The organism is Sphingomonas corticis (assembly GCF_012035195.1).
Taxonomy (GTDB): Bacteria; Pseudomonadota; Alphaproteobacteria; order Sphingomonadales; family Sphingomonadaceae; genus Sphingomonas; species Sphingomonas corticis.
Window position 1 is genome coordinate 397,155 of the sequence record NZ_JAAVJH010000003.1, and the last position, 26,575, is coordinate 423,729.

Genomic DNA, 26,575 nt, shown 5'->3' on the forward strand with positions numbered 1-26,575 from the left:
GTGACGGGCCTGTTCGAGGAACTGCGCATCGCGCTGCACACGGTGTGGACGCGCCGCTGGCTCGGGCTGGCGGTGGCGTGGTGCGTGTGCGTGGCGGGCTGGCTGGTCGTCAGTCAGATGCCCAGCAAGTACGATTCGCGCGCGCGCGTGTTCGTGCAGATGCGCTCGGTCCTGCCCGCGGGCACCGATCCCGGCGTCGCGGCGTCGCAGGCGCAGGACATCGACACGGTGCGACAGACGCTGACCAGCGCGGTGAACCTGGAGAAGGTGGTACGCGGCACCGACCTGGCACAGGGCGTCGCCAGCGACCGCGACGTGGCCGATCGCGTCGCCGGGTTGCAGACCGCGATCAAGGTGGTGGCGCAGCAGAACAACCTGTTCGAGATCACCACCACCGCCGCCTCGCCGAAGCTGGCCGCCGCGATCACGCAGAAGCTGATCGACATCTTCGTCGAGACGAACCTGAGCGACGATCGCCGGCAGGCGACGCAGACGCTCGCCTTCCTGGACGGTCAGCTCGGCACGCTGGGTGCCAAGTTGCAGGACGCGGAGGCCAAGCGCACCGATTTCCAGAACCGCTACCTGGGCGCGCTGCCGGGCACGGGCACGATCAGCGACCGCATCGGCGCGGCGCGCACGCAGATGAGCCAGGTGGACGGCGATCTCGCCGCCGCCGCCAGCAGCCTCGCCGCGGTGCAGGGGCAGATGGCGGCGACGCCGCGCAGCGTGGCGGGCGGTGGCGGCATCGCGCCGGGCATGGGGCCGGCGCGCGCGCGGCTGGCGGCGATCCAGGGCCAGCTCGCCGACGCGCGCGGGCGCGGGTATACGGACAACCATCCGGACGTGGTCGCGCTGAAGCAGCAGCTCGCGCTGGCGCAGGCCGCCGCGCGCGGCGAGCCGGTGGCGGCGGGCGGCGACGGCAGCGTCGCCAATCCCGCCTTCCTCTCGCTCCAGGCGATGGTGGCGGACCGGCAGTCCGCGGTCGCCGCGTTGCAGATGCGCAGGCGCCAGCTGCAGGGCGACCTCGACCAGCTGACGGCGAAGCTCGCCGGCGATCCCGCCGTGGCGGCGGAGCAGGGCGAGATCGACCGCAGCGCCACCGTGCTGAAGGACCAGTACGACCAGCTGCTCGCCCAGCGCGAGCAGGTGAGCCTGCGCGCGCAGGCGCAGACGCAGACCGACGCGGTGAAGTTCAGCGTCATCGACCCGCCCACCGCGCCGCGCGTGCCCACCGCGCCCAACCGCCCGCTGCTGTTGTCGGGCGTGCTGGTCGCCGGGCTTCTCGCCGGCGTGGGCGCCGCCTTCGCGATGGGGCAGGTGCAGGCGACCTTTGCCACCGCGCAGCGGCTGGAGAAGGTGTCCGGCATGACCGTGATCGGCTCGGTCGGCGAGATGCTGACGCGCCGGCAGGAGGAGGAGCGCCGCCGCCGGCTGAAGTGGTTCGCGGGCGCCACCGCCGCGCTGGCGGTCGCCTATGTCGGCCTGCTCGGGCTGGAGATGGTGCAGCGGGGGCTGGCGGCATGACGCAGGGATCGCTGATCGAGCAGGCCGCGCGGGTCTACGACTTCGACGCCTATTTCCGCGCCAGCCCCGCCGCGCTGCGCCAGGCCGACGCGCCGGCGCCGGCGGACGACGTGCGCCCGATCGAGCGGGCGCCCGCGCCCGCGGCCGGCGACGTCATGCCGACGCTGGCGGCGATCCCGGTCGAGTTCCTCGCGCATGGCGGCGAGGACGAGGAGGACTGGACCCCCCCGCCGTCGGACATCGCGCTGATCGACCGCACGATGCTGGCGGAGAAGGGGATGCTCGTGCCCGGCGCCCCCGTCGGCGCGCTGGCGGAGGAGTTCCGCCTCATCAAGCGCCAGCTGCTGCTGACGGCGGACGAGGTGGGCGAGGGGCCGAAGGGGGAGCGCGCACGCACGATCCTGGTCGGATCGGGCAAGCCGGGGGAAGGCAAGACCTTCTGCGCGATCAACCTGGCCATCAGCCTCGCCGCCGAGCGCGACGTGGAGATCCTGCTGGTCGACGCCGATTTCGCCAAGCCCGACGTCATGGCATCGCTCGGCCTCGACGATTCGACCGGGTTGCTCGACGTGCTGGGCGATCCGACGATCGATCCGGAGAGCTGCGTCGTGCGCACCGACGTGCCGCAGCTGTCGCTGCTGCCCGCGGGCAAGCGCAGCCACGCCGACACCGAGCTGCTGGCGAGCCGCCGAACCGAGCAGGTGCTGGACCGGCTGCTCGCGGCCAACCCGCGCCGCATCATCGTGTTCGACACGCCTCCCGCGCTCGCCGCCTCGCCCGCCTCGGTGCTGGCGTTGCTGGTGGGGCAGGTGATGCTGGTCGTCCGCGCCGACCGCACGACGGAAGCCGACGTGCGCGAGGCGGTGCAGCTGCTCGACGGGTGCGAGGAGATCGCGCTGGTCCTCAATTCCGTCAGCTACGAGCCGGGGCGCGGGCGTTTCGGCAGCTACTACGGTCAGGAGGGGTGATCGTGTCCGGTCGCACGCATCTCGTGCTTTCCACCCCGGCGTACGCCGGGGTCCAGGTGGGTGACCAAGCGTCTCCATCGCCGACGTTTGCGCAACTGGACCCCGGCGTACGCCGGGGTGGCGTGTTGGTGATGGTCGTCGCTTCGCTCGCCGCCACGCCCGCCGCGGCGCAGAGCGACCGGGCGCACTACGTCCAGCCCTATGTCGAGGTGGCGCAGGCGGTCGCCGCGGACCTGTCGAACGATGACGTCACGACGTACACCTCGCTCGCCGCGGGCGTGGACGCGGGCGTCAACACCGCGCGGTCGCAGGCGCAGATCAGCTACCGCTACGAACGCCGCTTCGACTGGGCGGACGATCAGGTGACGCAGGACGTCCACTCCGGCCTCGCCCGCGCCGCGGTGACGGTCGCGCCGGGGCTGAACCTGGAAGCGGGCGGCATCGCCACGCGCGCGCGTACCGACATCCGCGGCGCGGCGCCCGGCAATCTCGTCGGCGACGTCGCCAACGTGTCGCAGGTCTACTCGCTCTACGCCGGCCCCTCGCTCGCTACCCGCGCCGGGCCGCTGAACGTGGGCGCGAGCTATTTCGTCGGCTTCACCAAGGTGGAGACCCCCGACGTCCCCGGCCCGGTGCCGGTGCAGCGGCTCGACTATTTCGACACGTCCACCAGCCACCTCGCGCAAGGATCCGTGGGCACCGCGGCGGGCGAGGTGTTCCCCTTCGCGATCCAGCTGTCCGGCGCGTACGAGCGCGAGGACGCGAGCCAGCTGGACCAGACCTACGAGGGCTGGTTCGGCCGCGGCGACGTGACGCTGCCGCTGTCGGGCCATGTCGCGATCCGCGGCGGCGTGGGCTACGAACGGATCAAGGCGACGCAGCGCGACCCGCTGGTCGACGCGACCGGCGCGCCGCTCCTGGACGGCAACGGCCGCTACGTCACCGACCCGGCTTCGCCGGAACGGATCGCCTACGATACCGACGGCCTCATCTACGACGCCGGGGTGATCTGGCGGCCCAGCCCGCGGCTGGAATTGCAGGCGAGCGCGGGCTGGCGCTACGGCGGCGAGACCTATTTCGGCTCGCTCAGCTACGCGATCGACCGCAACGTCGGCCTGGCGATCGTCGCCTACGACGGCGTCGAGACCTTCGGCCGCCAGCTGCGCGACGGGCTGCGCGAGCTGCCGACCGCCTTCGAGGCGCGGCCCGATCCGTTCGGCCAGCAGTTCGCCGGCTGCGTCTTCGGCGCGCGGCCCGGCACCGGCGGCGCCGGCGCAGGTGGCTGCCTGAACGACGTGTTCCAGTCGATCGCGACCGCCAGCTACCGCGCGCGCGGCATCGACGCCGTGCTGAGCGCCAGCTACGGCCGCACCCGCTTCGGCATCGGCGGGGGGTACGCCAACCGCCGCTTCAATGCGCCCCGGTCAGGCACCGGGGGCGGCGTGCCCGGCATCGTCACCTACGGGCTGGAGGACCAGAGCGCCTACGCCCAGGCCTTCTACGGCCGCGACCTGTCACGCATCTCCGCCATCGACCTGACCGTCTTCGGCAGCTGGTATTCCAGCGGGCTGGCGAACGGGCTGGGCGCGGGCGGCGACGTTTACGGCGGCGGCGCCAATGCCACCTACTCGCTCCAGCTCGGCCGGCTCGGCACGCTCGCCTCGATCGGCCTCTACGGCTTCGACCAGGAGGGGTTCGATACCCAGTGGTCGGCACAGGCGCTGCTCGGCGCGCGCTACACCTTCTGACGGACGAACGACGATGTACGACGCCTTCTTCGGCCTCTCCGACCGCCCGTTCCAGCTGACGCCCGACCCGCGCTTCTGGTTCGACACCGCCACGCACCGCAAGGCGATGGCGTACCTGGGCTACGGCCTGGCGCAGGGCGAGGGCTTCATCGTCATCACCGGCGACATCGGCGCGGGCAAGACGACGCTGGTCGGCCACCTGATGGAGCGGATCGACCCCGCCAGCCTGAACGCGATCCGCATCGTGTCCACCGCGGTGCGCGCGGAGGACCTGCTGCGCATCGTCGCCGACGGGCTGGGCGTCGCGCCCGAGGGGAAGTCCAAGGCGGAACTGCTGCTGGCGATCGAGCGCGGCCTCCACGCCGTGGCGCGCAGCGGGCGGCGCACGTTGCTGGTCGTCGACGAGGCGCAGGCGCTTCCCGTCTCCGCGCTGGAGGAGCTGCGGATGCTCAGCAACTTCCAGGCGGGCGGGCACGCCATGCTGCAGATCTTCCTGCTGGGCCAGCCGGAGTTCCGCGAGCGGCTGAACGGGTCGGAGCGGCTGGAGCAGCTGCGCCAGCGCGTGATCGCGATCCACCACCTCGATCCGATGGGCGCGGACGAGATCGCGGCCTATGTCGCGCACCGCCTCCAGGTCGCGGGCTGGCAGGGGCGTCCCGTCATCGCCGACGACGCCTGCGCCGCGATCCACGCCGCCAGCGACGGCGTGCCGCGCCGCGTGAACCAGGTGATGACCCGCGCGCTCCTCCACGCCTCGGTGATGCAGGCCGACACGATCGACGCCGCGCTGGTCGCCGCGGTGATGGCGGACCAGGGGGTCGAACTGCCCGCCCCCGTCGCCCCTTCGGTGGTGGTCGAGCCGGAGGAGGATGCCGTCGCCATCGCCCCGCCGGTGGAAGAAGCCGCGCCCCGCGCCGCCCGGCATGACGAACATGCGCTCGACGCGCGCGTCGCCACGCTGGAGGCACGCATCGCCGAGCAGGACGAGGCGCTGCGCCGCGTGCTGACGCTGCTGATGGACTGGGTCGAGAAGGACGCCGTGCCGGAGGCGCTGCGGGGCGCGGCATGACCGTGCTGAACGCGCTGTCCGTCGACGTCGAGGAGTGGTTCCAGGTCGGCGCCTTCGAGCGCACGATCGACCGTGCCGACTGGGACGCGCTGGAATCGCGCGTTGCCGACAACAGCGCGCGCGTGCTGGACCTGTTCGCCGCCGCGGGGGTGAAGGCGACCTTCTTCACGCTCGGCTGGGTCGCGGCGCGCCACCCGCGACTGGTCCGCCGCATCGTCGAAGAGGGGCATGAGATCGCCAGCCACGGCTGGGACCACGCGCGCGTCTTCACGCTCGACGCCGCCGCCTTCCGCGCCGACCTCGCCCGCGCGAAGGCCGCGCTGGAGGATGCCGCCGGCGTCGCCGTCACCGGCTATCGCGCGCCCAGCTTCTCCATCGACGCGCGCACGCCCTGGGCGCACGCGGTACTGGCGGAGGAAGGCTATCTCTACTCCAGCAGCGTCGCGCCGCTGCGCCACGACCATTACGGCTGGCATGGGTCGCCGCGCTTCGCATGGCGCCCGCACGCCGATGCCGCGCTGGTCGAGCTGCCGGTGACGGTGGCGCAGATCGCCGGGCGGCGCGTCGCGACGGGGGGCGGCTTCTTCCGCCTGCTCCCCGCCGCGCTGACCGACCTCGCCATCCGCCAGTCCAATGCGCAGGCGCAGCCGGGCATCTTCTACTTTCATCCGTGGGAGGTCGATCCCGGCCAGCCCCGCGTCGCCCATGCGCCGCTGCGCTCGCGATTGCGCCACTACAGCCGGCTGAAGGCGATGGCGGGGAAGCTGGACGGGCTGATCCGCCGCCACGCCTGGGGCCGCGTCGACCACGTGGTCGAGCGGCTGCCGGGCGACAGGCTGGCGGCATGACCGCGCCGCTGCTCCGCGCCCCCGTCGGCGTGCGCCGCGCGCGACCGTCCGACCGGGCGCGGATCGAGGCGTTCGTGCGCGCGCATCCCGGTGCCACGCCCTTCCACCTGCCCGCCTGGGGCGAGGCGGTGGAGGCGGCGTGCGGCCAGCGCGCGATCACGCTGATGGCGGAGCGCGCCAACGGCACGCTGGCGGGCGTCCTGCCGATGACGCACGTGCGCTCGCCGCTGTTCGGCCGGGCGCTGGTGTCCTGCGGCTTCGCCGTCGACGGCGGCGCGCTGGGCGAGGCGGAGGCGCTCGCCTCGGGCGCCAGCGCGCTGGCGGCGACGCTCGGCTGCCCCTCGGTGGAGCTGCGCGGCGGCGCGGCGCCGGCGGGTTGGGCGGTGGATGCCGCGACCTACGTGGGCTTCGCGCGCGACCTCGCCGGCGACGACGAGGCGCAGCTGCTCGCCATTCCGCGCAAGCAGCGCGCCGAGGTGCGCAAGGCGCTGGCCGCCGACCTGACGATCGACATCCACGCCGACGCGGACGTGCACCACCGCGTCTACGCCGAATCGGTGCGCAACCTGGGCACGCCGGTCTTCCCGCGCGCGCTGTTCCGCGCCGTGCTGGCGACGATGGACGCCGACGTGCTGACCGTGCGCCATCGCGGCCGCGCGGTGGCGAGCGTGCTGAGCCTCTACTGGCGCGGCACCGTCCATCCCTATTGGGGCGGCGGCACGCGAGAGGCGCGGGAACTGCGCGCCAACGACCGGATGTATGTCGCGCTGATGGCGCACGCCCGCGCGCGCGGCTGCACGCGCTTCGACTTCGGCCGGTCGAAGGCCGGGACGGGCGCGGCGGCGTTCAAGAAGAACTGGGGCTTCGAGCCGCGCCCGCTCGCCTATGCGACGTGGAGCGCGGGCGCCCCCCGCGTGGTGAACCCGCTGGACCCGAGATACGCGCTGATGGTGCGCACGTGGCGGCGCCTGCCGCTGCCGCTCGCCAATGCGGTCGGGCCGTGGATCAGCCGGGGGCTGGGGTGAGGCCCGCCGCCTCCATCCTCTCCCTTGTGCCGAGCAGGCATGGCCGATGACCGACATCCTGTTCCTCGCGCATCGCGTGCCGTTCCCGCCCGACCGCGGCGACCGCATCCGCAGCTTCCACGTGCTGCGGCACCTCGCCGCGCGCGCACGCGTGCACCTCGTTGCCTTCGCCGATACCGCCGCGGACGTGGACGTGCCGCCCGCCTTCCGCGCGATGCTGGGCGAGTGCGTCGTCGTCCATCGCACGAAGTCGCGCGCGCGTGCCGCGGCGGAGGCGCTGGCCGGCGGGCGTCCGGTCTCGCTGGCCGCGTTCGACGACGCGCGCGTCCATGCCGCGGTGCGCGACATCGTGGCGCGCCATCCGGTCGCCGCCACCTACGCCTTCTCCGGGCAGATGGCGCAATATCTGCCCGCGCACGGCCGGCGCATCATGGACTTCGTCGACGCTGATTCGGCGAAGTTCGCCGCCTATGCCCGCGGGCCGCTCGCCTGGCCGATGCGGCGCGAGGCGCGGCTGCTCGGCGCCTACGAGCGACAGGTCGCCGCGAACGTCGACGCCGCCCTCTTCGTCAGCGCGGCGGAGGCGACGCTGGTGCCGGGCGGGCGCGTGCTGGAGAACGGCATCGACACCGCCGTCTTCGATCCCGCCGCTCCCTTCGCGCCGGTGGTCGGGCAGGGGCGGCTCGTCACCTTCATCGGACAGATGGACTATCGCCCCAACGTGGAGGCGGTGGTCGCCTTCGCGCGCGAGATGCTGCCGGCGGTCCGCGCGCGTCACGCCGACGTGCGCTTCGCCATCGTCGGCCGCGCGCCGACCACCGCGGTGCGGGCACTGGCCGGGGAAAGCGTGATCGTGACGGGCGAGGTCCCCGACGTGCGCGGCTGGCTCGCCGCGTCTGACGTGGTCGTCGCGCCGCTGCTGATCGCCCGCGGGGTGCAGAACAAGGTGCTCGAGGCGATGGCGATGGCGCGCCCCGTCCTCGCCTCGGCGGCGGCGGCGGAAGGGATCGACCATGCCGGCACGATCCGCGTCGGCGAAGGCGCGGAGGCGGTGTGCGCACTGCTGGACGATCCCGCCGGCCTCGGCCCCGCCGCGCGCGCGCGGGTGGTGGCGCGCTACGGCTGGGACGCCGCGCTGGCGCCGCTCGACGCGATGCTGGGGCTGGCTTCCCTGAAGGCCGCGGCATGACGCCGACGATCGCCACCACCCCGGCGAGCGCCGGGGTCCAGTTGGGCGACATCGGCGAGCCGCAACGGCCGCCTCCGCGACTGGGCCCCGGTGTTGGCCGGGGCGGGGCGGGGACTTGGCCCCGCCACCTCGCCATCCTCGCCGTCACCGCCACTCTCCTCCTCGCGCTGTTCCGGCAGGACGTGCGCGACGTCGCGCGCATCTGGTGGACCAGCACCACCTTCGGCCACTGCCTCTTCATCGCGCCCGTCGTCGCCTGGCTGATATGGACCCGCCGGCGCGAGGTCGCGGCGCTGCGTCCTGTCGGCTGGCTTCCTGGCGTCGCGATCGTCGCCGCGGGTGGGTTCGCGTGGCTGCTCGGCGATGCGGGCAGCGTCGCGCTGGCGCGGCAGGCGGGGCTGCTGGTGATGGTGGAGGGCGCGGTGGTCGCCTGCCTCGGTCCCGCGGTCGCGCGCGGGCTGCTGTTCCCGCTCGCCTATGCCGGCTTCATGATCCCGCTCGGCGACGGGCTGGAGCCGCCGTTGCAGGACGCGACCGTCGCGATGGTGCTGCCGATGCTCCACCTCGCCGGCGTGCCCGCGGTCGTGGACGGCGTGCTGATCCACGCCGGGCGCTATTGGTTCGAGGTCGCGGAGGCGTGCTCGGGCGCGAAGTTCGTGCTGGCCATGCTGGCCTATGGCGCACTGGTCGCCAACGTGGCTTTCCGCGGCTGGCGCCGGCGGGCGCTGTTCCTCCTGGCCTGCGTCGTCGTTCCGGTCCTTGCCAATGCGGTGCGCGCCTTCGCCACCATCTATGCCGCGCACCTGACCAGCGTGGAGGCGGCGACGGGGTTCGACCATATCGTCTACGGCTGGATCTTCTTCGCGGTCGTGATGGCGGCGCTGATGGCCGGCGCGTGGCGCCGGTTCGATCGCGCGCCCGACGACCCCGCCTTCGATCCCGCGCGGATCGGCACCGAGCCGCGGATGACGCTCCACCCGGCGGTCGCCGCCGCGCTCGTCCTCGCCACCGCCGCGACCTTCCCGGCGTGGAGCGCCGCCGTCGCCGCGCGCGCCGCGCCGCTGCCGGCGCGGATCGACCTGCCCGCGGTCGCGGGCTGGCAGCGCGCGGCGATAAACGGCATGCCGTGGCAGCCGGTCTATCCCGCCGCGGACCATTATCTCTACGGTCGCTATCGCCAGGCGCACGGGCGCGCCGTCGACATGGGCGTGGCCGTGATCGCCGGCCAGCGCGAAGGCCGTGAGCTGGTCGGCTACGGCATCGGGGTGCTGGGCGAGGCGACGCGCTGGACCCGCGTGGCGGACCTGCCCGCGATCGACGGCGGCGCGGCGGTGCGGATCGTCGCCGCGGGGGCGGACGGCCGCCCGGTCGAGCGCGTCGTCGCGACCTGGTACCGCGTCGGCGGCACGCTGACCGGCAGCGGCACGCGCGCGAAGATCGCGACGGTGCGCGACAAGCTGGACGGCGGAACGCAGGTCGCGGTCGCGATCCATCTGTCGGCGACCGGGCCAGACGCGGTGGCGGCGATCCGTGCCTTTCGCGCGGCACTGGGGCCGGTCGACGCGGCGGCGGATCGAATCGTCTATCCTCGTTCGTCCTGAGGAGGCATTGAGCTTGTCGAAAGGCCGTCTCGAAGGGCAAGGGCGGTTCGAGACGAGGCTTCGACAAGCTCAGCCTCTCCTCACCACGAACGGCTAGGGGCTTAGATCGGGCATGTGCGGGTTCGCGGGGCTGTTCTATCCCGCCGTGGCGAAGCCGGTCGATCCGGCGCGGGTGCGCGCGATGGGCGAGGCGATGGCGCATCGCGGGCCGGACGGCGCGGGCACGTGGACCGCGCCCGGCGTGGGGCTGGCGCACCGCCGCCTGTCGATCATCGACCTCGCCGGATCGCCCCAGCCGATGGTGGATGCGGACGAGCGCCACGCGATCGTCTTCAACGGCGAGATCTACAATTTCCGCGACCTGCGCCGCGAGCTGGAATCGCGCGGCCGCGTCTTCCGCAGCGACGGCGACACCGAGGTGCTGCTGCAAGGCTATGCCGAATGGGGGCCCTCGCTGCTCGACCGGCTGAACGGCATGTTCGCCTTCGCCATCCACGATGCCCGGACGCAGACGCTGTTCCTGGCGCGCGACCGCATGGGCGTGAAGCCGCTCCACTATGTCGAGCTGTCCGACGGCGCGCTGGCCTTCGCGTCGGAGCTGAAGGGCCTGGTCGCCCATCCGCTGCTGCGCCGCGCGCCCGACGTGCGCGCGGTGGAGGATTTCCTCGCCTTCGGCTACGTGCCCGACGACGCCTGCTTAGTCGCGGGCGTGAAGAAGCTGCCCGCCGGCCATTTCCTGCTGCTGGAGCGAGGAAAGCCCGTGCCCGCGCCGCAACGCTGGTGGCAACTGTCGTTCGCCGACCGCGCGCGCGGGTCGGTCGCGGCGCTGGAGGAGGAGCTACTCCACCGCCTGCGCGAGGGCGTCACCAGCCGCATGGTCGCCGACGTGCCGCTCGGCGCGTTTCTCTCCGGCGGGGTGGACAGTTCCGCGGTCGTCGCGCTGATGGCGGAGGCGAGCCGCCACGCGGTCAAGACCTGCACGATCGGCTTCGACGAGGCGGGGCACGACGAGCGCGCCCATGCCGCCGGCGTCGCCGCGCGCTTCGCCACCGACCATCGCGAACGGGTGGTGAGGAGCGATGATTTCGCGCTGATCCCCACCTTGGTCCACGCCTTCGACGAACCCTTCGCCGACGCCTCCGCGCTCGCCACCTGGCAGGTGTGCGCGCTGGCGCGCGAGCAGGTGACGGTGGCCCTGTCTGGCGATGGCGCGGACGAGGCGCTGGCCGGCTATCGCCGCCACCGCTTCCAGGCGGCGGAGGAGCGCGTGCGCGGCCTGATCCCCGCCGGCGTGCGCTCCCCGCTGTTCGGTGCGCTGGGCGCGGCCTGGCCCAAGGCGGACTGGGCACCGCGCCCGCTGCGCGCGAAGGCGACGCTCATGAACCTGGCGCGCGACGGGGCGGAAGGATACGCCCGCTCGGTCGGCGTCACCACGCCTGAGCTGCGCGCCGCGCTGCTGACCGACGCGGCGCGTGGCGCCTTGCAGGGCCATCGTGCCGAGGACCGCTACGTAGCGGCGATGCGCGACGCGCCCGCGCGCGACGCGCTGGACCGCGCGCAATATGCCGACATGGCGATCTGGCTGCCCGGCGACATCCTGACGAAGACCGACCGCACCAGCATGGCCGTCAGCCTGGAGGCGCGCGAGCCGCTGCTCGACCACCGGCTGGTCGAGTTGGCGGCGCGGCTTCCCTCCTCGATGCGGTTGCGCGGGGGCGAGGGCAAGTGGCTGATGAAGAAGGCGATGCAGCGCTACCTGCCACGCGACATCCTGTATCGGCCGAAGATGGGGTTCGTGACGCCGGTGAGCGCCTGGTTCCGCGGCCCGCTGGCGGAACAGGCCACCGCGCTGGCCCGCTCGCGCACGCTGGCGCGAACGGGATGGTTCGACCTCGAGCGGCTCGGGCGGCTGGCGGAGGCGCATCGCGCGGGCCGCGAGGAGCACGGGCGGACCTTGTGGCAATTCGTCATGCTGGAGCGGAGTTTGGTGCGGCTGTTCGGGTGATGGATCACTCGATCCCGTTCGTCCTGAGGAGCCGCTTCGACTTCGCTCAGCCCCTCCTCGCCACGAACGGGGTCTCACGTGCAGACGAAAAAGGGGAAGGGGCGGGTTGATCCCGCCTCCTTCCCCTGCACCCTCTCCGTGCTTCTTCTCGGCCCCGCCGCGGGCAAAGCCCGCGTCGTCAGACGCCGCGGGCGCGCCGCTGGCCGGGCGTGCCGCGAGGTGGCCGCAGCGTCGCTGCGGCCGTCCCGCGTCACGCCGCGAATTGGTTCATCGTGTTGTGCACGCCGCCCGCCTTCAGCGCGGCCTCTCCGGCGAAATATTCCTTGTGGTCGTCCCCGATGTCGCTGCCGCTCATGTTCTGATGCTTCACGCAGGCGATGCCCTGGCGGATCTCCTGCCGCTGCACGCCCTTCACGTAGCCGAGCATCCCGGCCTCGCCGAAATATTCCTTCGCGAGATTGTCCGTCGACAGCGCCGCGGTGTGGTACGTCGGCAGCGTGATGAGGTGGTGGAAGATCCCCGCCCGCGCCGCCGCGTCGCGCTGGAACGTGCGGATCTTCTCGTCCGCCTCCGCCGCCAGCGGCGTCGCGTCATAATCGACGCTCATCAGCTTGGCGCGGTCATAGGCGGAGACGTCCTTCCCCGCCTCGGCCCACGCATCGAACACCTGCTGGCGGAAGTTCAGCGTCCAGTTGAAGCTGGGCGAATTGTTGTACACCAGCTTCGCGTCGGGCACGACCTCACGGATGCGGTCCACCATCGACGCGATCTGTTCGATGTGCGGCTTCTCCGTCTCGATCCACAAGAGGTCCGCGCCGTTCTGCAAGCTGGTGATGCAGTCCAGCACGCAGCGGTCCGCGCCCGTCCCCTCGCGGAACTGGAACAGGTTGCTCGCCAGCCGCTTGGGCCGCACCAGCTTGCCGTCCCGCTCGATCACCACGTCGCCGCGCAGTGCCGTCAGGTCGGTCACTTCCTCGCAGTCCAGGAAGGCATTGTACTGGTCGCCGATGTCGCCGGCTTCCTTCGAATAGGCGATCTGCTTCGTCAGGCCCGCGCCGAGCGAATCGGTGCGCGTCACGATGATGCCGTCCTCCACGCCCAGTTCGAGGAAGGCGTAGCGGCAGGCGCGCACCTTGGCGAGGAAGTCGTCGTGCGGCACCGTCACCTTGCCATCCTGGTGCCCGCACTGCTTCTCGTCGCTGACCTGGTTCTCGATCTGCAGCGCGCAGGCGCCCGCCTCGATCATCTTCTTCGCCAGCAGGTAGGTCGCCTCGGCATTGCCGAAGCCCGCGTCGATGTCGGCGATGATCGGCACGACGTGCGTCTCATAGCCGTCGATCGCGTGGATCAGCCGCTGCGCCTCGATCTCGTTCCCCGCCTCGCGCGCCTTGTCCAGGTCGCGGAACATCATGCCCAGCTCGCGCGCGTCGGCCTGTTTGAGGAAGGTGTACAGTTCCTCGATCAGCGCGGGCACGCTCGTCTTCTCGTGCATCGACTGGTCGGGCAGCGGGCCGAAGTCGCTGCGCAGCGCCGCGACCATCCAGCCGGAGAGATAGAGGTAGCGCCCCTTGGTGCTGCCGAAATGCTTCTTGATGCTGATGAGCTTCTGCTGGCCGATGAAGCCGTGCCAGCAACCGAGCGACTGCGTGTAGTTGGCGGGATCGGCGTCATAGGCCGCCATGTCGCGCCGCATGATACCCGCGGTGTATTTCGCGATGTCGAGCCCGGTGTTGAAGCGGTTCTGCAGGCGCATCCGCGCGACCGCCTCCGCGTCGATGCCGTCCCACGTGCCGTTGTGGCCGCGGATCAGCGTGTCCGCGCCGGCGATCTGATCCTGATAGGTCACGGATGGTCCCTCTATGGTCTTGCGCCACCGCCGTTCGCCCTGAGCGAAGTCGAAGGGCACGGGTGACGCATGGACTTCGACTTCGCTCAGCCCGAACGGGCGTTGGTCTCGGGGGAATGCCCGCCGGCGCTTGCGTCACCGGCGGGCCCCTTTCCTCCCCAGGAAACTCAGCCCAGCCGGCCGAGCCGGTGGTAGAGGTTGGAGAATTTGGACGAGCGCGGATCGTCGGCGATCTGCTTCACGTAATTGGCGACCGCTTCCTTCATCAGGCCGAAGTCCTCGGTCGAGAAGACGGCGCGGCTGCGCTGCGGTTCGGTGGTCATGGTGCGGCTCCTGCTTGGCGTTGCGCAGTAGCTAATTCACAGGATTTCACGCGAACAGGCGCTTTCGCGCGCTTTCAGGGTCGTCGCGTCGCGATGGGCGAGGTTCATTGTTGTGCAGCTGTAAATACTTTACAGACGCGTCATGGTACGCGAGAAACTGATGGCCGGGCACGTCGTCCGGCGGCTGCGACGGCGGCTGGCGCTCAGCCAGGCGGCGATGGCGGAGATGCTGGGGATCAGCCCCAGCTACCTGAACCTGGTCGAGCGCAACCAGCGCCCCCTGTCGGCGACGCTGCTCGTCCGGCTGGCGGAGACCTTCGACCTGGATCCGCGCGCGCTCTCCGCCGCGGAGCCGGGCGGCGGCGCGGCGGCGATGCGGCGGCGGCTGGCCGACCCGCTGTTCGCGGACCTGGAGATCGACCGCGCCGAGCTGGAAGAGTGGCTGGCCGCCGCCCCGTCCGGCGCGGAGGCGTTCGCGCGCGCCTACGACCGCGGCGGGTCGGGGGGGGCGGCCCCAGCCGACGACGATCCCGTCGCCGCGGTCCGGCGCGAGATCGAGCGCTGGCGCAACCATTTCGCCGATCTCGACGCCGCGGCGGAGGCGCTGGCGGACGAGCTGCGGCTCGGCGCGGGCGACCTTTACGGCGCGATCGCGGAGCGGCTGCGCACCCGCCACCAGCTCGCCATCCGCGTGCTGCCTGCCGAGGTGATGCCCGACGCGCTCCGCCGGCTCGACCTCCACGCGCGGCAGCTGCAACTTTCCGAACTGCTCGACCCCGCCAGCCGCACCTTCGCCGCCGCGTTCCAGCTGGCGCAGATCGAGGCGCGCGAGGAGGTGGAGGCGCTGGCCCGCGGCGCCGGCTTCGCCGATCGCACCGCCGAGCGGCTCTACCGGCGGCACCTGTGCGGCTATTTCGCGGCGGCGGTGATGATGCCCTACGCACGGTTCCTGCGTGCGTGCGAGACGACGGGCTACGACATCGAGCTGCTGCAACGCCGCTTCGGCGCCGGGTTCGAGCAGGTGGCGCACCGTCTGACGACGCTGAGCCGCGTCGGCGCGCGCGGGCTGCCCTTCTTCATGGTCCGCGTCGACCGCGCCGGCGTCGCGTCGAAGCGCTACGCCGGGGCGAGCGGTGCCGCGCTGGTGGAGGCGGATGCGCGCTGCCCGCTGTGGCGGCTGCACCACGCCTTCGACCGGCCGGGGACGCTGGCGGTGCAGCTGGTGGAGCTGGAGGACAATGCCCGCTTCCTGACGATGGCGCGCACGGTGTCGCCGCAGGGGCGGCGCTACGGCCTGGTGGCGGCGGAGTTCGCCGTGGGACTGGGCGTGGAGGCGGGGCTGGCGGGGCCGCTCGCCGCCGCGCGCGGGCTGGATCTCGCCGGGCTGGCGACGCCGATCGGGCTCGGTTGCCGCCGCTGCCTGCGTCCCGCCTGCCCGCAGCGCGCGGCACCGCCGGCGGGTCGCGCCTGGGTGGTGAACGAGCGCGAGCGCGGGGTCAGCGCGATCGCCTTCGCCGGCGACTGAATGTGAGCGAGTGTTTCTGCCCGCCGCCGCACGCTTTACACCACGCCGGGGCGCGGCGAAGGCCGCGCGCATGTCACCGATCCGTCATCTTCTGACGCTCGCCGCCGCGTTGGCGCTCGCCACCCCGGCGGCGGCGCAGGTCGACCACGACCTCAGCACCTGGGTGAACCTGACCGCGACCGGCCCGATCGCGGGCAAACTGATCTACTTCGCCGAGGTGCAGCCGCGCGTCGGCCGCGATGCCGAGGACGTGGAGCAGCTGCTGCTGCGCCCCGCCATCGGCGTGCAGGCGACCCCGAACCTGCAACTCTACCTCGGCTACGCCCATGTCGAGGAGCCCGCGGCGGGCGAGAACGAGGAGCGATTGTTCCAGCAGGCGACGCTGTTCGTGCGCGACCTGCCCGGCGAGCTTCAGTCGCGCACCCGGCTGGAGCAGCGCTGGCGAACCGACGGGCGCGACATGCAGTGGCGGCTGCGGCAGATGCTGCGCTACGAATATCCGGTCGCCAGAAAGCTGGCGCCGATGGCCTCGGTGGAGGCGTTCGTCGCGCTCAACGAACCCGACTGGCGCCCGCGCTCCGGCTTCGACCAGCTGCGCACCTTCGTCGGCGTGGAGCTGGGGCTGAAGGGCACGTCGACGATCGAGGCGGGATATCTCAACCAGATCGTCGATCGCGCAGGGCCGGCATCGCGGATGAACCACGTGCTCTCGGTGTCGCTGTTCCTGCGGCATTGATCGGCGTCACCACCACCCTTCCCATCGGCGCAGCCGATGAAAAGGGTGAGGGCGATCACGCCCCCGCGTCGGTCAGCCGTCCCAGCTGCTCCGCGCTCAGTTCCAGCGTCATCGCGCCCAGCAGGTCTTCGACCTGCTTCACCGACGTCGCGCTCGCGATCGGCGCGGTGACGCCGGCCTGCGCGGTCAGCCATGCCAGCGCGACCTGCGCGTGGGTCGCGCCGGTCTCCGCCACCACCGCGTCCATCGCGTCGAGCACGGTCCTGCCCTTGCCCTCGAGGAGGTCGCCCATCCGCCCGCCGCGCACGCTCTGCGACAGGTCGTCGCGCGAGCGGTACTTGCCGGTCAGGAACCCGCTGGCGAGCCCGTAATAGGGCAGGACGCCCACGTTGTGCTCGACGCAATGGTCCTGCAACTCGCCCTCGAACCTGTGCCGGCTGACCAGGTTGTACTCGGGCTGCAGCACGTCGTAGCGGGGCAGGCCGGCGGCGCGTGCCGCCTCGTTGGCGCTCTTGAGCCGCGCGGCGTGGAAGTTGGACGCGCCCAGCACGCGGACCTTGCCCGCCTCCACCAGCCGCGCGAACGCCTCCAGTACCGCCTCCTGCGGCACCGCCTCGTCGTCCTGGTGCGCATAGTAGAGGTCGATCCGGTCGGTGCCGAGCCGCCGTAGCGAGGCGTCGCAGGCCGCGGCGATGCGCGCCGGTGCCAGCTTCTCGCCGCCCTCGCCGGGCAGCATCCCCACCTTGGTCGCGATCAGCACGTCGTCGCGCCGCCCGCTGCGCGCCAGCCACTCGCCGATCATGCTCTCCGATTCGCCGCCGCGATGCCCCGGCACCCAGGCGGAATAGACGTCGGCGGTGTCGATCATCGTGCCGCCGCCCCCGACGAAGGCGTCCAGCACGGCGAAGCTGGCGTCGCGATCCGCAGTCCAGCCGAAGACGTTGCCGCCCAGCACCAGCGGCGTGATCTTCAGGTCGGTGGCGCCCAGGCGGCGGCGCGGCGTATCGGTCATCGTGGGTCGGTCCCGTTGTCGGTCACGTCGTCGAGCGAGACGCTGTTCGCGTCCAGCATGGCCGCGGCGTCGTTCAGCTGCCGTTCCTCGTCCCGCGTCAGCCCGCCGGGCGGGTCGTCGCCGCCCGAGCAGGCCGCCAGGAGAAGCAGGGCCGCGACCGTGCCGCCGCCCCGCCGTCCCGTCCGCATCAGTCGCGGATCGCGTTGCCGGCGCGGGTCAGCGCGTTGCCGGTGGCATCGGCGGCATCGTCCGCGGCGTTGTCGATCGAGCGGCCCGCGCGGTCGAGCGAATTCTCCGCCCCCGCCAGCGCGTCGTCGGTCGCGGCCTCGACATCGCGCGAGGCGTTCTCCGCGGTGGCGGCGGTATCGGCGGCGATCACGTTGCCGGCCTGCGCGCTCTCGTCCTGCGCGCGCTCGCTGCACGCCGCGGTGGACAGCGCCGCGGCGAGCGCGAGGCCGATGGTGGTGGCGATCTTCATAGGTCATCTCCCCGTTACGCAGCTGGAACGCTTGCCAGCGGGCCACTTAACGAAGCAAGGCTGCGGAAAGGTCCGGCGCGGGCAGGGGTGGCCGTTGACCGCATATAAAGATATCTTTATATCTTGATCGCATGGCGGCGGCACTCGACATCTTTCAGGCATTGGCGGACCCGTCCCGCCTGCGCATCGTCGCGCTGCTGCGCGCGATGGAATTGTCGGTGGGCGAGCTGGCGCAGGTGCTGGGGCAGAGCCAGCCGCGCGTGTCGCGCCACGTCAAGATCCTGGCCGATGCGGGCCTGACGGAGCGTCGCAAGGAAGGCAGCTGGGTGTTCGTGGCGCTGGGCGATCCCGCGCGCGTCGCCCCCGTGCTCGCCGCACTCGACGCCTGGGGCGAGGAGCGGGAGACGGCGGCGGACGCCGCCCGGCTCGCCGCGGTGCGCGCCGACCGCGCGGCGGCGGCCGCGGGCTGGTTCGAGACGCACGCGGGCGAGTGGGACGCGATCCGCTCGCTCCACATCGCCGAGGACCAGGTGGAGGCGGCGATGATCCGCGCACTGGAGGACCAGCCGATCGGCCGGCTGATCGACATCGGCACCGGCACCGGGCGCATGATCGAGCTGTTCGCCGCGCGCGCCACCCACGCGCTGGGCATCGACCGCTCGTCGGAGATGCTGCGCCTCGCCCGTGCGAAGATCGGGCAGCAGGGGCTCGCCAACGCGGAGCTGCGCCAGGCCGATCTCTACGCGCTGCCGATGGCGGACGGCGCGGCGGACGTGGCCATCATCCATCACGTGCTTCATTTCGCGCAGCAGCCCGGCGCCGCCATCGCGGAGGCGGCGCGCGTGCTCGGCCCCGGCGGGCGGCTGCTGATCGCCGACTTCGCCCCGCACGATCGCGAGGAGCTGCGCGCGAAGGACGCGCACACCCGGCTCGGCTTCTCCGACGCGCAGATCGAGACCTGGTTCGCGAGCGCGGGGCTGCGGCCGGCGCGGGTGGACACGCTCGAGGGCGGCGAACTGACGGTGAAATTGTGGCTCGCGCGCAAGCACGGCGCGCCGCTGAGAGAGGTGAAGGCGGCATGACCTTGTCGGTGCAGGAAATGACCGAGGCGGCGCGCGCGCTGGACGGGCCGCTCTACGCCGACGTCGGCGGCGACGTGGCGGTCAGCTTCGAATTCTCCCCCCCCAAGAGCGAGAAGGCGGAGGAGGTGCTGTGGCAGTCGATCGAGACGCTCGCGCCGCTGAACCCGCGCTTCCTTTCCGTCACCTACGGCGCGGGCGGCTCCACGCGCGACCGCACCCACGCCACGGTGGCGCGGATCGCGCGCGAGACGCAGGTGCCGGCCGCGGCGCACCTCACCTGCGTGGAGGCGACGCGCGCGGAAATCGACGCCATTGCGGAAGAATATTGGGCCGCGGGGGTGCGCCACATCGTCGCGCTGCGCGGCGACGCGCCGGCGGGCGCGACGGCCTATGCGCCGCATCCCGGCGGCTACGAGAATGCCGCCGCGCTGGTGGCGGGATTGCGCCGGCTGCATCCGTTCGAGATATCGGTGGCGGGCTATCCCGAATGCCACCCCGATTCCTCGGACCAGGTCGCCGACCTCGACAATCTGAAGCGGAAGCTGGACGCGGGCGCCAACCGCGCGATCACGCAATTCTTCTTCGAGCCCGAGACCTTCTTCCGCTACCGCGACGCCGCGGCGGCGGCGGGGATCGACGCGGAGATCGTGCCGGGGATCATGCCGATCGCCAGCTTCGCCGGGGTCAGGAAGATGGCGGCGATGTGCGCCACCGACGTGCCGGCGTGGTTGGCGCGACTGTTCGCCGGGCTGGACGATCATCCCGCGGCGCGACAGCTGGTGTCGGCGACGGTGGCGGCGGAATTGTGCCGCAAGCTGTACGCAGGCGGCGTGAAGCAATTCCACTTCTACACGATGAACCGCGCCGAGCTGAGCTTCGCGATCTGCCACCTGCTCGGCGTGCGCGCCGGGCAGGGAGAGGCCAAGGCGGCGGCCTGACATTCCCCTCCCGCTCGCGGGAGGGGCTAGGGGAGGGCCTGTCTCCTCTAGGCGGATGCGATCGAGACAGGCCCTCCCCCGACCCCTCCCGCAAGCGGGAGGGGGGAGATTGCAGATGACCCCTCGCGAAACGTTCAAGGCCGAAGCGGCGAAGCGCATCCTCGTCACCGACGGCGCCTTCGGCACCGAGATCCAGAACTGGAAGCTCTCCGAGGCCGATTACGCCGGCTCGCTGGCGCTGGGCCACGATCAGAAGGGCAACAACGACATTCTCGCGCTGACCAAGCCCGAGGTGCCCGAGGCGATCCACCGCGCGTATTTCGAGGCGGGGGCCGACATCGCGGAGACGAACACCTTCTCCGCCAACCGCATCAGCCAGGCCGATTACGGGGCGGAGAGCCTGGTGCGGGAGATCAACGTCGAGAGCGCCGCGCTCGCCCGTCGCATCGCCGACGAATTCCAGGGGAGGGACGGCCGCCCCCGCTTCGTCGCCGGCGCGATCGGGCCGACGAACAAGACGCTGTCGCTGTCGCCCGACGTCAACGATCCCGGCTATCGCGAGATCGACTTCGACTATCTGAAGCAGGTGTACAGGGAGCAGACCGACGCGCTGGTCGAGGGCGGCGCGGACTTCATCCTGATCGAGACGGTGTTCGACACGCTGAACGCCAAGGCGGGAATCATGGCCGCGATCGAGGCGGGCGAGGCGCTGGGCCGCGACCTGCCGATCATGCTGTCGATGACGCTGACCGACCTGTCGGGCCGCAACCTGTCCGGCCACACGGTGGAGGCGTTCTGGCACGCGGTGCGCCACGCGCGTCCGCTGACGATCGGCCTGAACTGCTCGTTCGGTGCGGAGCAGCTGCGCCCGCACGTGAAGACGCTGAGCGAGATCTGCGACACGCTCATCATGGTCTATCCCAATGCCGGCCTGCCCAACGAGCTGGGCGCCTATGACGAGGCGCCGGCGACCACGGCGGGGCTGGTCGGCGAATGGGCGGTGGCGGGGCAGGTGAACGTGCTGGGCGGCTGCTGCGGATCGACGCCCGCGCACATCAAGGCGATCGCCGAAGCGGTGAAGGGCCTGCCGCCGCGCGCGATCCCCACGCCGGCGGTGCGCACGCGGCTGGCCGGGCTGGAGCCGTTCACGATGGCGGCGTGAATATCCTCCCCGGACGGGGAGGGGGACCGCTCGCCGAAGGCGAGGGGTGGAGGGGGTTCTCCACCTGGTGACGCGCTAGCGGAGAACCCCCTCCACCAGCCTGCGGCTGGTCCCCCTCCCCGCGCCGGGGAGGATAGAGAAAGAAGAATGACCACTTCCTCCACCCACTTCGTCAACGTCGGCGAGCGCACCAACGTCACCGGTTCCGCCGCTTTCAAGAAGCTCATCATGGCGGGCGACTACACCCGCGCGGTGGAGGTCGCGCGCAGCCAGGTGGAGAATGGCGCACAGGTGATCGACGTCAACATGGACGAGGGCCTGCTCGACGCGCACGCGGCGATGACGACCTTCCTGAAGCTGATCGCCGCCGAGCCCGACATCGCGCGCGTCCCGGTGATGATCGACAGCTCCAAGTGGGACGTGATCGAGGCGGGGCTGAAATGCGTCAGCGGCAAGCCGATCGTCAATTCGATCAGCATGAAGGAGGGCGAGGAGGCCTTCCTGAAGCACGCCCGCATCTGCATGAACTACGGCGCGGCCGTGGTCGTCATGGCGTTCGACGAGCTGGGGCAGGCCGACACGCAGGCGCGCAAGGTCGAGATCTGCGAGCGCGCGTACAGGCTGCTGACCGGCATCGGCTTCCCGCCCGAAGACATCATCTTCGATCCCAACGTCTTCGCCGTCGCGACCGGGATCGAGGAGCACAACAATTACGGCGTCGACTTCATCGAGGCGACGCGCGAGATCAAGGCGCGCTGCCCGCACGTCCACATCTCCGGCGGGCTGTCGAACCTGTCGTTCAGCTTCCGCGGCAACGAGCCGGTCCGCCGCGCGATGCACTCGGTGTTCCTGTACCACGCCATCCCCGCGGGCATGGACATGGCGATCGTCAACGCCGGCCAGCTCGACGTCTACGACCAGATCGACCCCGAACTGCGCACCGCGTGCGAGGACGTGGTGCTCAACCGCGATCCCGAGGCGGGCGACCGGCTGGTCGCGCTGGCCGAGAGATATCGCGGCACCGACGCGGTGGCGGAGAAGCAGGCCGCCGAATGGCGCGGGCTGGAGGTGACGAAGCGGCTGGAATATGCGCTGGTGAAGGGCATCGACGCGCACGTCGTCGAGGATACGGAGGAGTTGCGCCAGCAGGTCGCCGGCCGCGGCGGGCGGCCGATCGAGGTGATCGAGGGACCGCTGATGGACGGCATGAACGTCGTCGGCGACCTGTTCGGCAGCGGCAAGATGTTCCTGCCGCAGGTCGTGAAGTCGGCGCGCGTCATGAAGAAGGCGGTGGCGCACCTGCTCCCCTTCATCGAGGCGGCGAAGGAGCCGGGCGCGAAGGGCAAGGGCAAGGTCGTGATGGCGACCGTGAAGGGCGACGTCCACGACATCGGCAAGAACATCGTCGGCGTCGTGCTCCAGTGCAACGGGTTCGAGGTGATCGACCTGGGCGTCATGGTCCCCTGGTCGCGCATCCTGGAGGCGGCGAACGAGAACGACGCGGACATGATCGGCCTGTCCGGCCTCATCACGCCCTCGCTGGACGAGATGGTGACGGTGGGCGAGGAGATGCAGCGCGCGGGGATGACGATGCCGCTGCTGATCGGCGGCGCGACCACGTCCAAGGTGCACACCGCGCTGCGCATCGCACCCGCGTACACCGGGCCGGTGGTGCACGTGCTGGACGCCAGCCGCGCGGTCGGCGTGGCGACGACCCTGGTCAGCGACACGCAGCGCGACGATTACGTCGTGAAGGTCGCCGCCGAATATCAGGCGGTGCGCGACGCGCGCGAGGGCAAGGGGCAGAACGCGCTGCTGCCGCTCGACGTGGCACGCCAGCGCGGCTTCGTCGCCGATATGGCGCTGAAGGCGCCTGCGCCTGCGAAGCCAGGGGTGCACGTGTTCGACGACTGGCCGCTCGCCGACCTGGTCGAGCACATCGACTGGACGCCGTTCTTCCGCGCCTGGGAACTCGCCGGCAATTTCCCCGCGATCCTCGACGACGCGGTGGTGGGCGAGAGCGCCACCGGCCTCTACGCCGACGCGCGCGCCATGCTGGAGCGCATCGTTTCGGAGAAATGGCTGACCGCGCGCGGGATCGCCGGGCTGTGGCCGTGCCATCGCCACGACGACGACGTGTGGGTCCACGACCGGCACAGCGTCGACCGGCGGACGCCCGACGGCGGCAGCGTGCCGGAAGGCTTCCGCCTGCCCGACCTCGACCGCCGCAACGAGCATTCCACGCGGCTCCCCTTCCTGCGGCAGCAGATCGCCAAGCGGGAAGGGCGCGCGAACATGTGCCTGGCCGACTTCATCGACCCCGCGGGCGACTGGATCGGCGGCTTCGCCGTCGGCATCCACGGCATCGACGCGCACCTCGCGCGCTACAGGGCGGCGCACGACGACTATAACGACATCCTGCTGAAGGCGCTGGCGGACCGGCTCGCGGAGGCGTTCGCCGAGGCGCTCCACGCGCACGTCCGCCGCGAGCTGTGGGGCTACGCGCCCGACGAGCAGCTGACCAACGACGCGCTGATACGGGAGCAGTATCGCGGCATCCGTCCGGCTCCGGGCTATCCCGCCTGTCCCGAACACTCGCTGAAGCGCACGCTGTTCGACCTCCTCGACGCGGAGGCGAACGTGGGGCTGGAGCTGACGGAGAGCTTCGCCATGCTGCCGACGGCGGCGGTCAGCGGCTTCTACTTCGGCCACGCGCAGGCGGAGTATTTCGGTGTCGCGCGCATCGGCGAGGATCAGGTGGCGGACTATGCCGCCCGCGCCGGGGTGGACCTGGAGCGCGCAACGAGGCTGCTGCGGCCGAACCTGGATTGATCCGCTCGCATTGATCGGTGCCGTTGCCGCCGAGTCCGCCGCACCCTAGATGGGCGGCATGTCCGGCTACGGCCCGCCCACGCGCTTCAACGAGGAAGCCGCCACCTACACCGTCCGCGGTTCCGACGCGCCCGATCTGAACGCGGGCGTGGCGGCGATCCGCAACGTGCTGAAGACCTTGCCGCTGAAGCCCGGCGTGTACCGGATGCACGATGCCAAGGGTGACGTGCTCTACGTCGGCAAGGCACGCGCGCTGAAGAACCGGGTCGGCAATTACGTGCAGGTCGACCGGCTGTCCAAGCGATTGCAGCGGATGGTCGCGCAGACGCGGTCGATGACGATCGTCACCACCAACAACGAGGCCGAGGCGCTGCTGCTGGAGGCGCAGCTCATCAAGCGCTATCGGCCGCCGTACAACGTGCTGCTGCGCGACGACAAATCGTTCCCCTTCATCCTGCTGCGCGCCGACCACCAGTTCCCGCGCATCCAGAAGCACCGCGGCGCGCGCCGCGCGAAGGGCGATTACTACGGCCCCTTCGCCAGCGCGGGCAGCGTCAACAACACGCTGAACGCCTTGCAGAAGCTGTTCCTGCTCCGCTCGTGCACCGACGGCTTCTTCAAGACGCGCGACCGCCCGTGCCTGCTCTTTCAGATCAAGCGCTGCTCCGCGCCGTGCGTCGGCCGCATCGACGACGCCGGCTATGCCGAGCTGGTCGCCGACGCGAAGAAGTTCCTCGCCGGCAAGACCACCGACGTGCAGGCCAAGCTGGGCGCGGAGATGACCGCCGCGGCCGAGGGCATGGACTTCGAGCGCGCGGCGGTGCTGCGCGACCGGTTGAAGGCGCTCACCTTCATCCAGGGGACGCAGTTCATCAACGCCGAAGGGGTGGGCGACGCCGACATCTTCGCGATGGCGTGCCACGAGGGGCTGATCGGCATCGAGGCGTTCTTCATCCGCGGCGGACAAAATTGGGGCCATCGCAGCTTCTTCCCCGCGCACACCGTCGGCGTGGAGGAGGACGAGGTGCTGACCCAGTTCCTCGTGCAATTCTACGAGGAGGTGCCGCCCGCGCGCACCGTGTTCGTCGACCGCCAGCTGGCGGAGGCGGAGGTGCTGCAACAGGCGATGTCGACGCAGGCGGGGCGCAAGGTCTCGCTGGAGGTGCCGCAGCGCGGCACCCGCCGCCGCCTGCTCGACCAGGCGAAGCGCAACGCGCAGGAGGCGCTGGAGCGGCGGCTGGCCGAATCGACCACGCAGGCGAAGCTGAACCGAGAGGTCGCCGACCTGTTCGAGCTGGCGGAGCCGCCGCAGCGGATCGAGGTGTACGACAACAGCCACATCCAGGGCACGAACGCGCTGGGCGCGATGGTGGTCGCCGGGCCGGAGGGGTTCCGCAAGGGCCAGTACCGCAAGTTCAACATCAAGTCGGCCGCGACCGACGACGATTTCGCGATGATGCGCGAGGTACTGACCCGCCGCTTCAGTCGCGCGCTGGAGGAGGATCCCGACCGCGACGGCGGCGAGTGGCCCGATCTCGTCCTGCTGGACGGCGGGCGCGGGCAGCTGAACGCGGCGAAGGCGGTGCTGGAGGACCTGGGCATCGAGGACGTGTGCCTCGTCGGTGTCGCCAAGGGCCCGCACCACGGGCGCGAGGGGCGCGAGGTGTTCCACCTGATGGACGGGCGCGAGCTGACGCTGCCGGTCAACTCGCCGCTGTTGTTCTACCTGCAACGCCTGCGCGACGAGGTGCACCGCTTCGCCATCGGCGCGCACCGCGCCAAGCGCGCGAAGGCGATGGGCGCGTCGCCGCTGGACGAGGTGCCCGGCATCGGCCCGGCGCGCAAGAAGGCGCTGCTGATGCACTTCGGCACCGGCCGCGCGGTGCGCAACGCCAGCCTGGAGGACCTGCGCAAGGCCCCGGGCGTGTCGGCCGCGGTGGCGCAGCAGGTGTACGACTTCTACCACGCGAAGTGACGGGCGGGGCGGCCGGCAAGTTTCGGCCGGTCTTTGGTGACGGACACGCCCGATCGTCTCCCGACGGTACAAGTCTCGGGGAAGATCGATGATGCCCGCGATGTCACGCCGCCACCAAGTCCTTGACGGAAAAGGGATCGGGTGAAGTATCGCCATCGCTGCGACGCTTCGCCTCTTCATGGGCGCGGTGGACGATCTGGTTGATATTGTAAGAACCGAGTGGCGCGATATTCTGTCAACATATGACGGCACATGATGCGGATCGCATCCGGGGAGGAACGACATGCTTCTTGCAACCTTGGCATCGGCCCCCTTTCTGGCCGCGGCACAAATGGCGGGCCTCCCGCCCGAACCGCCCAGCCCCGCCGCTTGCGTCAATCTGACCAGCGCGGAGATCGTGGAAGCCATCTCCAACGCGGAGATCAGTATATATGATGCAGGAGGGAAATTCTCAGTATCCTATTATTTCATATCATCGACTAAGGTAACCATATATCACAGCCTTGGTCTTCCAGGAACACTAAATTACATAGTTTCTAATAACTCGATTATAATAAACGGAGGTGATCCTAAATATCTTTGTAGGTTTCGTGGAATGCTATTCTTGAGGTATGAGTCGAAGGGATATACAAGGTATGTCGAGAGAAAAATCGTTAAAAGATTAATGTAGGTTGAATCGGATTTGTTGT

Annotated in this window: 22 protein-coding genes; 17 read left to right on the top strand and 5 right to left on the bottom strand. The window is 71.0% G+C overall.

Annotated elements, in window-relative coordinates:
* The 9 genes from HBH26_RS06970 to HBH26_RS07010 all read left to right on the top strand — a co-directional run bounded on the left by HBH26_RS06970 (position 1) and on the right by HBH26_RS07010 (position 11,977).
* Positions 1-1,524: an XrtA system polysaccharide chain length determinant gene (locus HBH26_RS06970; RefSeq protein ID WP_168133853.1), complete on the top strand. Its 1,524-nt coding sequence runs from the start codon at positions 1-3 to the stop codon at positions 1,522-1,524.
* Positions 1,521-2,492 carry an AAA family ATPase gene (locus HBH26_RS06975; protein ID WP_168133854.1) on the top strand — a complete coding sequence of 324 codons (972 nt, stop codon included), beginning with the start codon at positions 1,521-1,523 and terminating at the stop codon, positions 2,490-2,492. Before HBH26_RS06970 ends, HBH26_RS06975 begins: the two co-directional genes overlap by 4 nt.
* A 131-nt stretch (positions 2,493-2,623) precedes the next feature.
* On the top strand, positions 2,624-4,240 hold the full coding sequence (locus HBH26_RS06980) for a hypothetical protein (protein WP_168133961.1): 1,617 nt from the start codon (positions 2,624-2,626) through the stop codon (positions 4,238-4,240).
* 13 nt (positions 4,241-4,253) lie between these two features.
* Positions 4,254-5,309: an ExeA family protein gene (locus HBH26_RS06985; RefSeq protein ID WP_168133855.1), complete on the top strand. Its 1,056-nt coding sequence runs from the start codon at positions 4,254-4,256 to the stop codon at positions 5,307-5,309.
* On the top strand, positions 5,306-6,157 hold the full coding sequence (locus tag HBH26_RS06990; RefSeq protein ID WP_168133856.1) for an XrtA system polysaccharide deacetylase: 852 nt from the start codon (positions 5,306-5,308) through the stop codon (positions 6,155-6,157). The genes HBH26_RS06985 and HBH26_RS06990 overlap by 4 nt, the downstream gene beginning before the upstream one ends.
* Entirely contained in the window at positions 6,154-7,182 is a 1,029-nt protein-coding gene (locus tag HBH26_RS06995; RefSeq protein ID WP_168133857.1) for a FemAB family XrtA/PEP-CTERM system-associated protein, read from the top strand. Before HBH26_RS06990 ends, HBH26_RS06995 begins: the two co-directional genes overlap by 4 nt.
* 46 nt (positions 7,183-7,228) lie before the next feature.
* Positions 7,229-8,371, top strand: a complete 1,143-nt coding sequence (locus HBH26_RS07000; RefSeq protein ID WP_168133858.1) for a TIGR03087 family PEP-CTERM/XrtA system glycosyltransferase — start codon at positions 7,229-7,231, stop codon at positions 8,369-8,371.
* The gene (xrtA, locus tag HBH26_RS07005) at positions 8,368-9,972 is read left to right on the top strand and encodes an exosortase A (protein WP_168133859.1); all 1,605 of its coding nucleotides are present in this window, start codon (positions 8,368-8,370) and stop codon (positions 9,970-9,972) included. Before HBH26_RS07000 ends, xrtA begins: the two co-directional genes overlap by 4 nt.
* Positions 9,973-10,084: 112 nt before the next feature.
* A complete protein-coding gene (locus HBH26_RS07010) occupies positions 10,085-11,977 on the top strand; it encodes an XrtA/PEP-CTERM system amidotransferase (RefSeq protein ID WP_168133860.1) in 1,893 nt (630 codons plus the stop codon).
* Positions 11,978-12,227: 250 nt separating this feature from the next.
* On the opposite strand, the gene HBH26_RS07015 is transcribed toward HBH26_RS07010, so the two are convergent.
* Positions 12,228-13,823 carry an isocitrate lyase gene (locus HBH26_RS07015; RefSeq protein WP_168133861.1) on the bottom strand — a complete coding sequence of 532 codons (1,596 nt, stop codon included), beginning with the start codon at positions 13,821-13,823 and terminating at the stop codon, positions 12,228-12,230.
* Between the two features lie 167 nt (positions 13,824-13,990).
* Positions 13,991-14,146 (bottom strand): hypothetical protein, encoded by a 156-nt coding sequence (locus tag HBH26_RS07020; protein ID WP_168133862.1) that lies wholly within the window; start codon positions 14,144-14,146, stop codon positions 13,991-13,993.
* A gap of 142 nt (positions 14,147-14,288) precedes the next feature.
* Here HBH26_RS07020 and HBH26_RS07025 point away from each other — a divergent pair, with 142 nt between their 5' ends.
* The gene (locus HBH26_RS07025) at positions 14,289-15,671 is read left to right on the top strand and encodes a helix-turn-helix domain-containing protein (protein WP_168133863.1); all 1,383 of its coding nucleotides are present in this window, start codon (positions 14,289-14,291) and stop codon (positions 15,669-15,671) included.
* Positions 15,672-15,741: 70 nt separating this feature from the next.
* On the top strand, positions 15,742-16,407 hold the full coding sequence (locus tag HBH26_RS07030) for a DUF2490 domain-containing protein (protein ID WP_168133864.1): 666 nt from the start codon (positions 15,742-15,744) through the stop codon (positions 16,405-16,407).
* Between the two features lie 55 nt (positions 16,408-16,462).
* Here HBH26_RS07030 and HBH26_RS07035 read toward each other — a convergent pair whose 3' ends face one another.
* From HBH26_RS07035 to HBH26_RS07045, 3 genes are read right to left on the bottom strand one after another with little or no spacing between them, the layout of a single operon-like run.
* Entirely contained in the window at positions 16,463-17,419 is a 957-nt protein-coding gene (locus HBH26_RS07035) for an aldo/keto reductase (RefSeq protein ID WP_168133865.1), read from the bottom strand.
* Positions 17,416-17,607 (bottom strand): hypothetical protein, encoded by a 192-nt coding sequence (locus HBH26_RS07040; protein ID WP_209308372.1) that lies wholly within the window; start codon positions 17,605-17,607, stop codon positions 17,416-17,418. The genes HBH26_RS07035 and HBH26_RS07040 overlap by 4 nt, the downstream gene beginning before the upstream one ends.
* The gene (locus HBH26_RS07045) at positions 17,607-17,897 is read right to left on the bottom strand and encodes a hypothetical protein (RefSeq protein WP_168133866.1); all 291 of its coding nucleotides are present in this window, start codon (positions 17,895-17,897) and stop codon (positions 17,607-17,609) included. Before HBH26_RS07045 ends, HBH26_RS07040 begins: the two co-directional genes overlap by 1 nt.
* Positions 17,898-18,028: 131 nt before the next feature.
* Here HBH26_RS07045 and HBH26_RS07050 point away from each other — a divergent pair, with 131 nt between their 5' ends.
* The 6 genes from HBH26_RS07050 to HBH26_RS07075 all read left to right on the top strand — a co-directional run bounded on the left by HBH26_RS07050 (position 18,029) and on the right by HBH26_RS07075 (position 26,556).
* The gene (locus tag HBH26_RS07050; RefSeq protein ID WP_168133867.1) at positions 18,029-18,979 is read left to right on the top strand and encodes an ArsR/SmtB family transcription factor; all 951 of its coding nucleotides are present in this window, start codon (positions 18,029-18,031) and stop codon (positions 18,977-18,979) included.
* The gene (metF, locus tag HBH26_RS07055) at positions 18,976-19,917 is read left to right on the top strand and encodes a methylenetetrahydrofolate reductase [NAD(P)H] (RefSeq protein WP_168133868.1); all 942 of its coding nucleotides are present in this window, start codon (positions 18,976-18,978) and stop codon (positions 19,915-19,917) included. The genes HBH26_RS07050 and metF overlap by 4 nt, the downstream gene beginning before the upstream one ends.
* Positions 19,918-20,032: 115 nt before the next feature.
* On the top strand, positions 20,033-21,079 hold the full coding sequence (locus HBH26_RS07060) for a homocysteine S-methyltransferase family protein (RefSeq protein ID WP_168133869.1): 1,047 nt from the start codon (positions 20,033-20,035) through the stop codon (positions 21,077-21,079).
* A gap of 147 nt (positions 21,080-21,226) precedes the next feature.
* Positions 21,227-23,911 carry a methionine synthase gene (metH, locus tag HBH26_RS07065; protein WP_168133870.1) on the top strand — a complete coding sequence of 895 codons (2,685 nt, stop codon included), beginning with the start codon at positions 21,227-21,229 and terminating at the stop codon, positions 23,909-23,911.
* Positions 23,912-23,969: 58 nt separating this feature from the next.
* Complete coding sequence (gene uvrC / locus HBH26_RS07070) at positions 23,970-25,886, top strand: excinuclease ABC subunit UvrC (RefSeq protein WP_168133871.1); 1,917 nt, start codon at positions 23,970-23,972, stop codon at positions 25,884-25,886.
* Positions 25,887-26,169: 283 nt separating this feature from the next.
* A complete protein-coding gene (locus HBH26_RS07075) occupies positions 26,170-26,556 on the top strand; it encodes a hypothetical protein (protein WP_168133872.1) in 387 nt (128 codons plus the stop codon).
* Positions 26,557-26,575 lie beyond the last annotated feature (19 nt).

Coding starts and splice junctions, on each gene's coding strand:
- HBH26_RS07050 (WP_168133867.1), top strand. CDS start 18,029: ATGGCGGCGGCACTCGACATCTTTCAGGCATTGGCGGACCCGTCCCGC.
- HBH26_RS07075 (WP_168133872.1), top strand. CDS start 26,170: ATGCTTCTTGCAACCTTGGCATCGGCCCCCTTTCTGGCCGCGGCACAA.
- HBH26_RS06975 (WP_168133854.1), top strand. CDS start 1,521: ATGACGCAGGGATCGCTGATCGAGCAGGCCGCGCGGGTCTACGACTTC.
- HBH26_RS07030 (WP_168133864.1), top strand. CDS start 15,742: ATGTCACCGATCCGTCATCTTCTGACGCTCGCCGCCGCGTTGGCGCTC.
- HBH26_RS06985 (WP_168133855.1), top strand. CDS start 4,254: ATGTACGACGCCTTCTTCGGCCTCTCCGACCGCCCGTTCCAGCTGACG.
- xrtA (WP_168133859.1), top strand. CDS start 8,368: ATGACGCCGACGATCGCCACCACCCCGGCGAGCGCCGGGGTCCAGTTG.
- HBH26_RS07000 (WP_168133858.1), top strand. CDS start 7,229: ATGACCGACATCCTGTTCCTCGCGCATCGCGTGCCGTTCCCGCCCGAC.
- HBH26_RS06995 (WP_168133857.1), top strand. CDS start 6,154: ATGACCGCGCCGCTGCTCCGCGCCCCCGTCGGCGTGCGCCGCGCGCGA.
- HBH26_RS07040 (WP_209308372.1), bottom strand. CDS start 17,607: ATGCGGACGGGACGGCGGGGCGGCGGCACGGTCGCGGCCCTGCTTCTC.
- metH (WP_168133870.1), top strand. CDS start 21,227: ATGACCACTTCCTCCACCCACTTCGTCAACGTCGGCGAGCGCACCAAC.
- HBH26_RS07045 (WP_168133866.1), bottom strand. CDS start 17,897: ATGAAGATCGCCACCACCATCGGCCTCGCGCTCGCCGCGGCGCTGTCC.
- HBH26_RS07035 (WP_168133865.1), bottom strand. CDS start 17,419: ATGACCGATACGCCGCGCCGCCGCCTGGGCGCCACCGACCTGAAGATC.
- uvrC (WP_168133871.1), top strand. CDS start 23,970: ATGTCCGGCTACGGCCCGCCCACGCGCTTCAACGAGGAAGCCGCCACC.
- HBH26_RS07025 (WP_168133863.1), top strand. CDS start 14,289: ATGGTACGCGAGAAACTGATGGCCGGGCACGTCGTCCGGCGGCTGCGA.
- HBH26_RS06990 (WP_168133856.1), top strand. CDS start 5,306: ATGACCGTGCTGAACGCGCTGTCCGTCGACGTCGAGGAGTGGTTCCAG.
- HBH26_RS06980 (WP_168133961.1), top strand. CDS start 2,624: ATGGTCGTCGCTTCGCTCGCCGCCACGCCCGCCGCGGCGCAGAGCGAC.
- metF (WP_168133868.1), top strand. CDS start 18,976: ATGACCTTGTCGGTGCAGGAAATGACCGAGGCGGCGCGCGCGCTGGAC.
- HBH26_RS07010 (WP_168133860.1), top strand. CDS start 10,085: ATGTGCGGGTTCGCGGGGCTGTTCTATCCCGCCGTGGCGAAGCCGGTC.
- HBH26_RS07020 (WP_168133862.1), bottom strand. CDS start 14,146: ATGACCACCGAACCGCAGCGCAGCCGCGCCGTCTTCTCGACCGAGGAC.
- HBH26_RS07060 (WP_168133869.1), top strand. CDS start 20,033: ATGACCCCTCGCGAAACGTTCAAGGCCGAAGCGGCGAAGCGCATCCTC.